A 13,845-nucleotide genomic window follows, 5' to 3' on the forward strand; every position below is an offset into this window, starting at 1 on the left:
TCTGAATGAGATCTTTTTACTCTTTAGCAAATAACTGAATGATTTTAAAGTTTTTTTATATTTTCTACATTATTGTTCAATCTTTTGTACTAGTGTCTAGGAAATTTAGTTTTGAGTCTTAATAATTAAGAAAGGGCTACGGATGAAGTATTGTCTATTCATTAATGCCCAATAATTAATTTGCCATGACACTAGTGTCGTGTCAATCCTCAAGAATTAAACGATTCTGAATAGTTGTAATCGATTAGATAAGACATTTTATCGCTGACACGACACTAGTGCTTCGATTCCAAAATAAGTTCCTTATTTTAATGAGAACTACAGACATACCCAAACTTAAGTTTTGTGAACATACTTTGGAATCGCGGTACTGGTAATTTAGTCCGTTTTACCTTTCAATTTAAAATTCAGAATAATTATTTAATTGATTTCTTAAAGGCACTTTTGTAACATTTCCAAATCTTTTTAACACACAACGAAGTCTTTCTTCAACGATTTTTCCTTTTATAATCCAGTAGAAGGGCCTTCTGTGTCCTATAGATGGAAATTTCTCCTGAGAAATGTCAATAGGATGAAAATAAAAAATTGTATGGCCTCTATTCAAGCTTTGTTTTAACCCCTTGGATATCATACGAGATCCCAAAAATCTGAGGGTAGGTCCACCATAAGCAGGAATCTTAATCCCCATCTCATAATAGGCCCATGGGAACTCGACAAAATTTCTTTTTTCACAGGCAGGTTCCAGACTACCCGGAGCTGGATAATAGGGGAAGGAAGAAACGGCTTTTAAAGAGGAATCCGATTTATTATACAGCGAATTTACAGATACCGAAGAGTCGTACTTAAATCCGATTTTTTCCAGCGAGTCAAGCATCCATCCTGTAACTGCTCCATTTGGTGCTCTGTATCCAACTACTTCCTGTCCGGATATCCTTTCAAGTACTTTTTTTGCCTTCAAAGTTGTTTTTTCAAATTCTTCAACATCTATAAGAAGCTCTTTAGTTTTTGTATCAAGCACACATGTATGGTCTGCTCCGTGACATGCAATTTCATGTCCTCTCTCAGAAATAGATTCGATAAGACCAGGATAGTGCTCTGCAATGTCTGCAACAACAAAAAATGTTGCAGTTATATTAAATTCATCAAGAAGCTCCAGTGTTTTTTTCGTAGGTTCGCTCAAATAATCGTATCTATCATTCCATTTTTCGAAAAATTCGCCTACATTTTTATATATTGAAAAGCTAGATCCACAAACTGATGGAATATGGTACCAATCTTCAAGATCAACTGTAATCGATAAATTATTCTTACTAATAGATCGAATACCACTGTTTTTTTCGCGATATTTCATCAAAATTTTCTTTCCAAAATTGACCGCAGTGTCCGTGGAATAATATAAACCCCATCCAATAGCACTTGAAGGCCATCTTTCTGGATGTGTTAAAATATAAAAATTATTTAATTTTCTTCTCTCTATTAGTTCGATAAGATCATCAGTTGTTTCAGCAAAAACTCGCTCAGTTCTTCCAGGAATACAGTCTCTTATACTGTTTTTATAGCTCCATGTTCTCCCGGTGTCGGAGAAATAGTTAAGATCATCTCTTATGGAGAGATAGGCTTCACCGGCTATTCCGAAACTTCTGAAATCGTAGTTTTTCCAGAGTTCTCGGTTATCATATTTTGAGAGTGGTCTCCCGTGCATGCAGATCGTTTTTACCTCACATATCTCTCTTAATCTTTCCAGATTTGATCGGAAGAGGTTAAGCGCTTTTTCGGAATCTCCGTTTGCCTCGCTTAAGGTCTCGTAGTGATAGCCAATATCATGGCCCATATCCTTTATCTGGGATATGATTTTAGATTTGAATACGTTTTTTGTTGTCCTGAAATAGTATGTTGACCTGATGCCGAGTTCCTGTTCTATTCGGGCAATCACAAGAGCGCGTTCTGGCATCCTGTCTATATCATGGCGCATCAGTATGAAACTCTCCGGTTGCTTATTCTCCATATACTCAGCTATTGTTATTGTTGGGTAATTACTGGATATCGCTTCACAGAGCCGAAGGAATTTATGGCTGGTAAAATCGTGAGTCTCAATATTAAACATCAAAGATCACCATAAGTTTTGGAGAACATATGTGAGACATTAAAACTCTACCTTTGTATGAAATACTTTTTTTAGATTTTAGTAATTATTAATTCATTAATCATGCAAAATCGACATGATTAAGACCTGTCTTTTTATTCACCTGCATATCAAAGAACATAGCAAAGAGAAGTAACTGCATACCCATGAGTGAGATAAATACATTAAGAAGCGGGTAATTTGTCGAAACAGGATTCCGTAAGACTAACTTTTGCAGAACGATCCATATCCCGAATAAAAATCCCGTCGGAACCAGCACCATGCTCGCAATATAAAACAGGACAAGAGGGTGGAAGTCGAGAATTATATATTTCATTTTCAGCCTCCATAAAAAGCCTCTGAAAATCATGGGAGCAACTTTTCTTATATATGCTCCATATCTGATAGTGGATGTTTCCCTGCCATAACGTGCTGGCATCGACACATCCACTGCCTGAAAGCTAAGAGCGTTAAGTTTTATAAGGAGATCATTGCAGTAGCCATAATAAGTGTAGACTGAATCCAGGTCAAGCGCTTCAAGTGCTTCTCGTGATATCACAGTGTAGCCATTCTGAGGATCTGTAATTTGCCAGTACCCACTCCCTATTTTTGTAATCAAGGTCAGAAGACCATTGCCGAAAGCTCGCCATGTACTCATACCTTTTCTCATTTCCTTTGAAAGAAGACGGTTTCCCTTGGTGTAATCAGCTTTTCCTTCAATAATAGGAAAGAGAAGACGAGGTAGTTGAGCAGGGTCCATCTGGTTATCTCCGGCCATAACCGCAACAAGATCCATTTCATCGGATAAAGCATGTTTGTATCCATTTATTATGGCTGCCCCGACACCTTTATTGACTTTGTGATGTATTGGTACTATTCTCGGGTCGGTCATCCGATCGATGATTTCTCCTGTACGGTCAGAACTGCCATCATTTATCGCATAGATTCTATCCACATATTCGGGGATCCCGTCAATAGTTTCCTGGATCAAAATTTCCTCATTATATGCGGGAACCACAACTCCGATTCTGTAGGCTTTAAAAAGAGTTTTTTCGTGCTCTTCCTGAAGGTCTATGTGATAGGCCTTGATTTTTTTTCTTTCGCACATGGACATAATAGAACGAATGGAGTTCAGATAAATCTCAGAAAGATCAAGTTCTTTGAGACAGGCTTTTGAGAATACCAGAAATCCAACTGGTTTTTCTTCTGTCTTTTTATTATTGATTAAAATAGCATTTTCGGAGCTTTTCCGGCGCATTCCAATGCATGTTCCTACAACCAGGTCAAAGTTCCCTTCGCTAATGGGTTTGATCATTTTTGGAATTAATCTTGGGTCTCTACAAACATCCATATCCATCGTGACCAGGATATCGGCACCTTCTGCAGTCTCAATCCCTCTTTTCAACGATAAATTTTTACTTGTTCCTGCATCCCGGATTACTTCGGCCCCCGCAACTTCAGCTACTTCCGCACACTGATCTGAACTGCCGTTGTTTACAACGATGATCCGGTCTACATAACGCTTAGCGATCAGCACGACTGTTCCTATCTCCATTTCTCGATTAAAAGCGGGAAGAATAACTGTAACTTCCGGTAAAACCTCCTTATTCATATCGATTCACCCACACCGAACTACGCTTCACTTAAGTTATGTCTTAATTGGAAAATTCAACCCAAGAAAATAAATTCGAAATAACTGTACCTAAATTATAGTAAACCTACTTTCAATATTTTAATAAAGATTCACTTGCTAAAAAAATAGCAATATCTTTTAATATCTTCTTAACTCTTCCTCATTTATGAGGTAGATTTTCTAATTGAACTTATAAATATAAATAACTTTGGATATTACTTCGTTCCATAAAGAATAAATATCAATTCAATTAAAGCGATTTAAATCTAGACATCGCACTTCATTATTTATAGAAGATGTATTTGAAAAACGAGATGTCCTACTAAATATATTATTAATCATAATGTGATAATCCCTGCTTTGTATTCAAATCTCATCTATTCATTGAATTAACTGGAAATCGAATTTAAAAATAAAAATAGGAGCTTTAGAAATTCTGAAAATGCAACTACTCTAAGAAATGAAGGAAAGACTCCATTTAGATATAATAGCAAAAAGAAGGGTAAAGTCAAGATTATCAAATATAATATTCGGATCTTAAGGTTAAAGTCTAGCAAAATTTTTTGTATTATATAATAACAAAGTTAATTTTATAATCAAAATACAAATATAAATAAAGAAAATCTAGCATTTATTTGTAAAAGTAGATTATTTCCGATGTCTTTTCAAGATTGTTCAAAGGCAAAATAAAAATTCATAAGTACTTATAAAAATATTGAAATAGAATTGAATATTATAATCTATTATATTTATAAAGTATATTCAAGAATGTTTTCTAAACAACGTTAGAACATAGTAATGCTTTTGGAGAACTTATGTCAGGACATAGAAAATTTTCTTTTGATTTGTTACTTATAGCAATTTTTGTAGCACTCACCAATATATTCATACTTGTCCCTTCATTCAGCGCAAGTTACATTCGAATAATACTCGGGCTGCCTATGGTGCTTTTTTTTCCAGGGTATGCTCTGATTGCTGCGCTCTTTCCTGCAAAGTCCGATCTTGACGGAATCGAAAGAACAGCACTTTCCTTCGGACTGAGTATTGCAGTCGTGCCCCTGATAGGTCTCGGGCTTAACTATACTCCCTGGGGGATCAGGCTTCTGCCCATCCTTATAAGCCTTTCAGTGTTCACATTTGCAATGTGCGGGCTTGCATATCTGAGGCGGGCAAGCCTCTCTGAAGCTGATGCTTTTGAAGTGCCCTTCAGGGAAATGGCACTCGGAATTAAAGCCGAAATCCTGGAAAAACCGGAACCAGGACTTGACAGGGTCCTTACAGTTATTCTGGTCTTTTCTATCCTCCTTTCTGTCACAACTCTTGTTTATGTGGTAATAACTCCGAAAGAAGGAGAACATTTCACAGAGTTCTATCTCCTCGGGCCTGAAGGGATAGCTGACAATTATCCAACCCGTTACGTGCTCGGAGAGAACGGGATAGTAATTGTCGGAGTCGTAAACCATGAGTACAGACCTGTAAACTATACAATGGAAGTAAGGCTTGAAAACAGGTCTCTACCCCTGCCAGAGGACATGCAGCAGGTCACACTTGCCCATAACGAGACCTGGGAAGAACCTCTAACTCTCACTCCTCCTTTCGGGGGAAAGGATATGAAACTTGAGTTCCTGCTCTTCAACGAGACAAATAAAGAAATGCCTTACAGGGATCTTCACCTCTGGATTAATGTATCAGAGGTTGAGTGAAAAACCGGGAATTTCTACCGGCCATTTTAATCTACCGGCTCGTCCATCCTTTTTTTCTAACCCTAAAAATTGCCTTTAAAGCAAGTGCAAATAGAATTACAAAGACCTGTGCAAGCACGAGACCTACCAGATTTGAGAATGCATCTGCCATGCTTGCGACCCTGTAAGGCAGGAAGGCCTGGAATACTTCGTTCAGGACCCCGTAGGCAGTCCCTATGCATACTGCAAGGATTGCCGAATACCTTACGACTAAAGGGTTTTTCGAACTTAGGAACAGGAAATACAGCAAAATTCCAAGCCCGAAATAAATGGCTACATGCCCGGGGTCTATTGATGCTTCCTGGACCATGTGAAGGGAATCAATGAAGAAGTTCACTATGAGGGACAGGTCGTTGGCAAGGAGAACGTTTTTAACCGGGTAACCCAGGTCCATTTTCAGAAAGTGCTTGATATCACCTACTCCGGCACTGACTGACAGGTAGAAAACCATGATTGCATACAGTATGGTAATTAATACGAAAAAACGGAATTTTCCAGATTTTAGCATTTTATCTTTAGAGCTTATGTCAGTACGGGATTTAAATTATTTGTTTTAACTCTTCTTTTTAATATACAACCTGAAGTAAAATTAAAAACATGGTTCTGGTTATTCTGCGGGCTTATGTTTTCCAGATTATTAAATTTTCAGACCCATTTCAGGCCTGCTTTCTTTATAGCAGCTCAATCGGTTATTCTTAACCCTATATTCTTAACCCTATACAGGAATGCAATTTTGGCTCCGGATTTTTACCTGAAATATTTTCGTATTTTCAGTATTCCAGGCTAACTTCCTGAAAGTTATGGCTGACTCTGAAACTTTGCCATTTATACTTTATCATTTATTTTAACTCAATGTAAAATTACGGCGTAAATTTTGAGATGCAGTAGACTGGTGAAAAGATAGATTTAAAAGAGGTTGTCTGGCATCAAACCCTTTGAAGGGGGCCTGAAATACTATTGTTGTCCGTCAACAGAGCCAGAAAATATTTATGATAAATATTTTTCGATAAGTATATCTACGATCGAGCTTAAGATGCCAGGGCTAAACAAAATTTCGTTTTCGCATCAGAAGCAAGTGCGAGAAGTTGCGGTGAGGGCCATTAAAAATGATTCCAATTTCAGTTTCATCCTTTCAAAACGTTATGCTTACGAGCAATTTCCTTGTCCCGTTAGTAGTAACTGCAGTCTCAATGCCGTACTTTATAAGGAAATTGAGCGAGAATAATATTCTGGCAAAGGACGTCTATAAAAGAGACTTCCCAATGGTAGCTGACCGCGGAGGGACTGCAATTTTGCTGATTGCAATGCTTTCCCTTTCCATGAACTCTCTTTTTTTTAAGTTCACGTCCACAAACTATGTTGTGATGATTGTTATTGCACTTTTCGGGCTGTTTGGCGTCCTTGATGATATGATCAACATCGGCAGATCTTCAAAGCTGCTGATTATGTATTACTGTTCTTATCCGCTTATCCAGTACGCGACTCATACTGCGGTCACCCTTCCCAGTATTGGAGACCTGGAACTTGGAATCCTTTACCTCCAGTTCATAGTCCCTACCTATGTACTGGTCGCATCAAACCTTGTTAATATGCACTCCGGGTTTAACGGGCTTTCTTCAGGACTGGCTATACTTGTCCTTGTTTCGCTGATCATAAAGTCGGTTTTGATTAGTGACGTTGAGAATATAATATCCGTTGTTGCCATTACAGGAGCTACAATTGGTTTTTATCTTTACGAACAGTACCCAGCAAGGATTTTCTGGGGAAATGTCGGGTCACTTACCGTAGGAGCAGCAATCGGGACTATTATTGTTATCCAGGGCTTCATCATAAGCGGTTTTATTATGCTGATCCCACATACGGTTAATTTCCTTATGTATGTTTACTGGAAAATTAAAAAATACCCGCATGTCAAGTTCGGAAAAGTCAGGGAAGACGGCACCCTGGAAGTCCCAAACCCTCTTACTCTTAAATGGGTCCTGCCTTACTACTACAGGGTAACTGAAAAGCAGGCAACTTATGCAATGTTTTTGCTGACTTCTGTTTTCTGTATTATGGGAATTTTACTTCCGGGAAGAGTGTAAATGGTTAAAAAAATTAGAGCGTCTTAAAATTTTAAAATTCTAGAAAAAACAGGGCATTTCAAAAGTGAAAATTTGAAAATCTGAAGAATTAGATCTTCAGCTTCAACCCAGAATGCTTTCAATCAGTTTCCCCAGCAGTCCTCTTGATTTTTTCGCCTCCGACTCCGAGATTGTAATACCTGTATTTACCAGCCTTACATCCACAGGCTTTGATGCAGAGCTGCTTATAGTTACATTTCTCAGATAAAACTGAGAAGTGCCCTGCACCCCGGTGTTTGCTTTCAGGGTTACGGTTGCAAAAGTCTCGGGAGTTGAAACACTTGAACTCCCAAGGATACAGCCGTAAACATTACTGAGCTTTCCGTTTTCGATCTGTCCGGGGCTGAAAAGTGTTTTCTGACCGCTCTGGCTGAACAGGTTGCCTTCAGTCACACCTGCTATCTGGAATAATGAACCGTCATATTCAAGGTCGAACTGTATGCCTGAGATCTGAGTATCCGGAGTTACGACGACATTCAATGTGATATTCTCCCCTGCATAGACACTTTTAGATGACGGCTGAAGTGTTACTTTTGATGCAGCTGCTGCAGTTGAACTCAAGAAGGCAAGAATTGCTATTAGTGCAATTAGACTGACTATACTTTTACTGGCTATACTTTTCTTCATTTATCCCACTCCCATTTTGTTTTTCTAAAAGGTTACGATTTGATTTTTTAATCCTTTTTTAATCAGGTTGATTCATGATTTACAACTTAATATTTTTGTCAAGTATCCGGGTCGATGGTTTCCCCTCCCAGTTTTCCATCGAAATGCAAAATAGCGGATAAGCACAGGTTATTACGCCCGTGCCTATCTGTTTCATTCTACTTTTTCCCCGAAATGGTGTCCTACCAGAGTGAGGTCCAGTATGTTTATCTCTCCATCCTGATTTGTGTCGTAGCGTGGGTATGGCTTGCTAACGGTTGTTTCGTATTCTCTGCTCACGTTTGTTATGTCCAGAATATTTACCACGCCGTCTTCATTTACGTCGTAGCGCGGGTGACACTCACTTATGTAAATGCTGTGCTGCATTTTGGCTTCATCAATGCCGTCGCTTACCGATACTTCTATAGTGTGGTTTCCACTGCTGGAATAGTCTGTTTCCCAGACATAAGCAAGATCAGAGCTGTACATTACGCCATCGATCTTGATAGAGTAGTTCAGTGCCTGTTTTTCCGCATCGGTTGCGTTTACTGAAATCCCGATCCTTTCCCCTTCGCTGAAGGACGAGCCGTTAATGGGTTCGAAGAAATTAATGACTGGAGGATTATTCAGTTTGTTTACTGTCACAGTGACATTCTCAAAATCTGTGAGGTACCCATCACTTACCTTGAAGGTGATCGTGTAAACTCCAGCCTGCCCTACAGCCGGCGTCCAGGCAAATGCTCCGGATGTTCTGTTGAAGCTTGAACCTTCAGGAAGCCCTGATGCTGAAAGGGTGAGCCTGTCTCCGTCTGCGTCTTTAGCGCTTATTTTGAAAGCCAGGTTACTCTTCTCATCAACCGATTTCGGGCAGCAGATAGGGTCTATTGCTGGAGCAGTGTCTATCAGCACGGTCGCATTTGTAACAGTATAAGGAACGGATTTTGAATTTATGTCGCTGATGAGCACGTTCGATAGGCTGAATTCTGCCATTCCTGTCCTGTTTCCTGCAGTCAGGTTGACAGTTGCAAAAGTTCCGGGTGAAGATACGTTTGACGTGCCTATTATGAGGCCGTAAATATGCTTGATTATCCCTTCACTGCTGTTAATATCTCCCTCGTTGAAAAAAGTAGATGCTCCCTTCTGTTTGAAGATATCTCCTTCGATTACACTATTAGCTGACGCCATTGAGCTGTTGAATGTGAAGTCAAGCTGCGTGCCTGTAATTGGTGTTGAGGGATCAACAGTTATATCCAGACCAAAGGATTGTTTCGGTGTAACGATCTGGTATTCAGGAGTTATTGCGATTATTGATTCGGTACTTTCTTCATCGTTTTTCTTTTCTTCGACCACGTTCACAGTCCAGGTATGTGATACAGGTTCCTCGCTTCCGGCCCCTTTGAATGTTACATCACGAGTGCCTGCTGTGCTCCAGCACCTGATCATGGAAGTTGTGTTGTTCTGGATCGGATATCCATTAATGTACCATTCTTTTGTTGTGAAAATATCCGGGCTGACGCTGAAAAGAGTTTTTTCGCTTACGTTCAGGGTAATCTCCGAGTCCGAGGGTGAGAATTGAATTTCCTGAGCTGGGTTATCATCCGGGACTGAAGGTTCATCGGGACTTTCACCCAGCGGCCAGATATGGTTGACAGTACCATTGGAATTGGACCCTATGAATTCAATTGTAGTATTCCTGTCTGTTACAGTCCATGTATAATTAAGGGATCCTTTGAGAACAGATGATCCATTAACACGCCATTCCATACTGGTTAGAGGTTCATCAGTCCAGATCCTGAAGTTTTTCTTCTCTCCGGGGTTGAACGGGTTTTCCTTAGCTGGTGCAAAACCGGTTATATGTGGACCAGTTGAATTGTCTGGAATTATTGCTGTGATTGTATAGGTTGGAATGTTCGGGTCTGGACGGTACCATGAACGATCGGGTGTAATGTTTATATTCAAATTCTTATAACTAGGGGATGTAATTTCTGCTGTATATGATGTATTCTCATAAAATTCTAAAGTATTTTTAAAGTACTCAGATAGAGTAGGAGATTCTTCTCTATTCTCCGATGGAAATGAGGTTCTACCATTAAGCCCTGTATAAAATTCAATTTTTTTGTCTCCCCACCCATTTGTAGAAATAAGTTTATCGTTACATGAAACTAATTCTATACAGGATTCTGGAATCAGATTACCATACCTATCTTTTACAACCATATCAAGATAGTAACTGTTAGAGTATTCTGGAAATGACTTCTTAGTTGAATAAATGTCTAAAATGTTAGTGTTTATTAGTCGTGAATTTTCTACATTATCAAATGCTCCATATAGCATAGATTTATTGCTTGAAGTATTAATTTTTTCATCTATTGCATAGATGTCTTTTAAGTTAGTATATATATCGGCAGACATGTACTCATTTGTAATATTAGTATACGAGTTATTTATGAATGTAATGTTTTGAAAGTACGCGTGTTTTCCCTCTGGATAATCACTTTCTTTTCCATGTGTATAATAAACAACTATGAACTCAGAGTCCTTAAATATGTTATCCTTTATCAAAATATCAAAACAACCTCGTGGCCCTCTTTGTAATGTGTCGTTATTTACTTTTATACCACCAAGTAAAAGTACACGCTTAGAGTATCCAGAAAGATAGTTATTTGAGATTGTAATATTATGTGCATTGTATATCTCAAAAGGGCGAGGTGTATTTGAGAATGTACTGTTTTTTACGGTCACATCATTAACATTATAGTTGTGTATGTAAACACTAACAGTGTCTAATCCTGTTAAACCACATTTTTTTCCTGGTGTGTATGAAAAGTTACAATTTTCGATAAGTCCTTCCTCAAAATCGGTAATAATATCTATCTGATTGTGTCCATTATCTTTAATATCTATGTGACTCATGTTGACATGTGAATTATTTGCTCTTATAACAATTCCATGTTCATAAGTATCATGAATTGTTCCGTTATTTATATCAATATAATCGCACCCTGTTTCAATCTTTATACCATCGCAGCTTGTATTTGTTATTGTAAAATTTTTAACTAAAACATTATCTGAGGAGATTAAATCAATTCCTGTCCAAAGCTTATCACAAGAAATATTTGATACGTTAATGTTCTTTGAAAGGCGTGCCACGAATCCATAATTTTGGTTATCAAGTGTAGATTCCATAATCTTAAAATTCTCAGAGGAAGTAATATCTATTCCTGTGGCATTAATATTTCTACATGATCCATTTCTTATTTCTATATACTTCGAACCAGAAACTTTTATTCCATAATCCTCCTCTGTACAAGTAAAATTTACAATTTTTATATTCTCAGAATTATATACGTTTATCCCGGTAGAATATCCAATTATATCAAAACCATCAATTGTTATCCATTGATTTTCTTTTAAGTAAAAAGAATACATACCTCCATTTCTTCCATCTAATGTTATTGATCCGTTATATTTATGAAAAACTATCGGGTAATTCTCTATTCCTTGATGGTTTACGACAATATTTTGTTCGCTATATTTTCCGTTTAATACCTCAACAGTATCGCCCGCTTGGGCAACAGAAGCAGCGTATTTTATTGTTCTGAAGGCGTGTTCAATAGATTTTCCATCATTAGTATCGTTACCTTGAGGTGAAACATAATATCTGTTATTAGATGCAAGTAATCCATCAGATGCTATTATTCTCTTATCCTCATCTGATAGCATTCTATTAATACTCAAGGTAGCATTGTAGTCGTCACTTAAAGGATCATTTGCAATAATTTCCTTGTTCTCATCAAAAAATATATTTAGTAGTTTTCCTTCCGTGACACCTGACACAAGTGGAATACTTAAGTAAATCAAAAATAGCGTAACAATAAAAGCTCTTTTGTTCATTCAACCACTCCCTTACGTTTATCTTCAAATTGGCACTTACAGTATCAGTATATAAGTTCTAAAGTAACTCCTTATTTATGAAGGGTTATCGATCTTGATATTTATTTCAAAATTCTAGGGTTATGAATCTATTTTGGAATTGAAAAATAGTCTCCATTTAATTTGCATATTTTATACAATTTTTAATGCATTTGATGTCCATTATTGTGGGTAACATGTGTATTCTAGAGTTCTTATCATAATTACTCCTGCAGGTTTTTCCATTTCTTAATCCAGCTATCGGGACTTCTATCGGGCTTTTTTACTGAATCGAATAAAATATAATAGAATAAAATTCAGTGCCGCTTATCTGATGATCTGTAATTATGAGATCTAGAAACTATTGCTAGTTTTTCTTTGAATAATTTGCACTATCGTTAGAATCATTTTGCCGAAAACTAGAAACTTTATTGTGATCTTTCTAAGATTTTATGTAATAAAAATTTGAAATGGCCCTTTTAGTTTCTTTTCAATACTTTAGAGATAATCTAGGAATTTATGAATTCAATTTTAAGGAGTACAAATACCCTCATTAGTTTCTCGATAAACTTTTATCTACAGTTATTTTAATCTTTTATGGTATTTTCCTATTCACGACAAGACAGTTAGCATCATGTTTCTTTCCCCATTTTAATAATTCTTTAAAACAGTATTAATAATTTTTGTAACTTAACCCTTATTTGACTAATTTCTCAATTTAGAACTACTCTTCAGTTATATGATAAGTTTAAAATTCTAACTTAAATCCATTATAAGAGCCTATCCAAAAAGTAGAATAATAACATTTTACGGGCAGTATACCAATTTTTCTGTAAAATTACAAACTTTAAGAAGTTTTTGAGTCAAAAATCCGATATCAGTAGATTAGTTTCACATGCAGTATCCAAAAAATTGACTTTGAATTTACGGCAAATTCGAGACATTGCCAGCTCCTTTCAGCTAATCTCAAGACGTTATGAAAAGAACCCGACAATCTCTACATCATAAGTCCTATAGAGAATGGAGAGATATTTAAGGATCATGTAATAGCGACTTCTGTACTTGATAGAATACTCCATCATTGTACCACAATTAATATTAAAGGGGAAAGTTACAGGCTGAAAGAAAGGAAGAAACAGGGAATAAAAACAGGAAATATTTTCCAGTAATTTCTAACGAGTTTATGAAAAATTGAGTAAACTTTATATCAAAAGATGGGGACATTTAAACCGACCAAAGTGGGGAAAAGTAAACCGGCCTTGACAGTAATACGGATCGTTGGTTAAATCAATGGCAAATTCATAACTTTTACCTGCTTTGAGAGTTTTTAAGGGATTTTGAAGAAGAATCTTTTCATTGCATAGGATCAATTCGTTCATGTTTAGTTTCTTAAGTTGGTAACGTAAAGATGTTTCACAAGTAACAGCAGAGTACTGTTTTGAGACAGAATGAACTGAATTCTTATCGACTGCCAAACTCACAACAGTACAAATAATGTCTTCACTTGTAAGTGAACCATTTATTTTAATGGTTACATGAGATGTAAGAGGTTCTAATACATAATCAATACAGTATTTTGATTTTAACTCGATTTTAAAGCTATTTCCGGGATTATTTGTGAAAAAAGGCATAAAAAGGCATTTTTTATCACATATAACCTAAGATAGG

Annotated in this window: 7 protein-coding genes and 2 pseudogenes; 3 read left to right on the plus strand and 6 right to left on the minus strand. The window is 37.1% G+C overall.

Annotated elements, in window-relative coordinates; translation table 11 throughout:
* Positions 1 to 400: 400 nt before the first annotated feature.
* Complete coding sequence (locus tag M886_RS18980; RefSeq protein WP_235203899.1) at positions 401 to 2,104, minus strand: polysaccharide deacetylase family protein; 1,704 nt, start codon at positions 2,102 to 2,104, stop codon at positions 401 to 403.
* Positions 2,105 to 2,204: 100 nt separating this feature from the next.
* Positions 2,205 to 3,734, minus strand: coding sequence for a glycosyltransferase family 2 protein (locus tag M886_RS08070; protein ID WP_048042101.1), 1,530 nt, complete (start codon positions 3,732 to 3,734; stop codon positions 2,205 to 2,207).
* Between the two features lie 836 nt (positions 3,735 to 4,570).
* Here M886_RS08070 and M886_RS08075 point away from each other — a divergent pair.
* Complete coding sequence (locus M886_RS08075; protein ID WP_048042034.1) at positions 4,571 to 5,458, plus strand: DUF1616 domain-containing protein; 888 nt, start codon at positions 4,571 to 4,573, stop codon at positions 5,456 to 5,458.
* A gap of 31 nt (positions 5,459 to 5,489) precedes the next feature.
* Here the strand turns inward: M886_RS08075 and M886_RS08080 are convergent, their stop codons facing one another.
* Positions 5,490 to 6,005: a VanZ family protein gene (locus M886_RS08080; protein ID WP_048042037.1), complete on the minus strand. Its 516-nt coding sequence runs from the start codon at positions 6,003 to 6,005 to the stop codon at positions 5,490 to 5,492.
* Between the two features lie 598 nt (positions 6,006 to 6,603).
* On the opposite strand from M886_RS08080, the gene M886_RS08085 reads away from it, so the two are divergent.
* Complete coding sequence (locus tag M886_RS08085; protein ID WP_048051006.1) at positions 6,604 to 7,581, plus strand: MraY family glycosyltransferase; 978 nt, start codon at positions 6,604 to 6,606, stop codon at positions 7,579 to 7,581.
* 102 nt (positions 7,582 to 7,683) lie between these two features.
* On the opposite strand, the gene M886_RS08090 is transcribed toward M886_RS08085, so the two are convergent.
* Together M886_RS08090 and M886_RS17745 are read right to left on the minus strand one after the other, a co-directional pair.
* Positions 7,684 to 8,247, minus strand: a complete 564-nt coding sequence (locus M886_RS08090) for a cohesin domain-containing protein (RefSeq protein WP_048051007.1) — start codon at positions 8,245 to 8,247, stop codon at positions 7,684 to 7,686.
* A gap of 192 nt (positions 8,248 to 8,439) precedes the next feature.
* The gene (locus tag M886_RS17745; RefSeq protein WP_084685057.1) at positions 8,440 to 12,159 is read right to left on the minus strand and encodes a right-handed parallel beta-helix repeat-containing protein; all 3,720 of its coding nucleotides are present in this window, start codon (positions 12,157 to 12,159) and stop codon (positions 8,440 to 8,442) included.
* Between the two features lie 972 nt (positions 12,160 to 13,131).
* On the opposite strand from M886_RS17745, the pseudogene M886_RS17750 reads away from it, so the two are divergent.
* Positions 13,132 to 13,346 (plus strand): annotated as a pseudogene (locus M886_RS17750) (ATP-binding protein); the annotation flags it as partial.
* A gap of 96 nt (positions 13,347 to 13,442) precedes the next feature.
* Here M886_RS17750 and M886_RS19575 read toward each other — a convergent pair.
* Positions 13,443 to 13,808: pseudogene (locus tag M886_RS19575) on the minus strand (ISH3 family transposase); the annotation flags it as partial.
* Positions 13,809 to 13,845 lie beyond the last annotated feature (37 nt).

It is taken from the genome of Methanosarcina soligelidi (genome assembly GCF_000744315.1).
Classification (GTDB): Archaea; Halobacteriota; Methanosarcinia; order Methanosarcinales; family Methanosarcinaceae; genus Methanosarcina; species Methanosarcina mazei.

What these genes read in the sequence shown, in the direction of transcription:
- M886_RS08070 (WP_048042101.1), bottom strand. Translation starts at nt 3,734, where the DNA reads ATGAATAAGGAGGTTTTACCGGAAGTTACAGTTATTCTTCCCGCTTTT.
- M886_RS08080 (WP_048042037.1), bottom strand. Translation starts at nt 6,005, where the DNA reads ATGCTAAAATCTGGAAAATTCCGTTTTTTCGTATTAATTACCATACTG.
- M886_RS18980 (WP_235203899.1), bottom strand. Translation starts at nt 2,104, where the DNA reads ATGTTTAATATTGAGACTCACGATTTTACCAGCCATAAATTCCTTCGG.
- M886_RS17745 (WP_084685057.1), bottom strand. Translation starts at nt 12,159, where the DNA reads ATGAACAAAAGAGCTTTTATTGTTACGCTATTTTTGATTTACTTAAGT.
- M886_RS08085 (WP_048051006.1), top strand. Translation starts at nt 6,604, where the DNA reads ATGATTCCAATTTCAGTTTCATCCTTTCAAAACGTTATGCTTACGAGC.
- M886_RS08090 (WP_048051007.1), bottom strand. Translation starts at nt 8,247, where the DNA reads ATGAAGAAAAGTATAGCCAGTAAAAGTATAGTCAGTCTAATTGCACTA.
- M886_RS08075 (WP_048042034.1), top strand. Translation starts at nt 4,571, where the DNA reads ATGTCAGGACATAGAAAATTTTCTTTTGATTTGTTACTTATAGCAATT.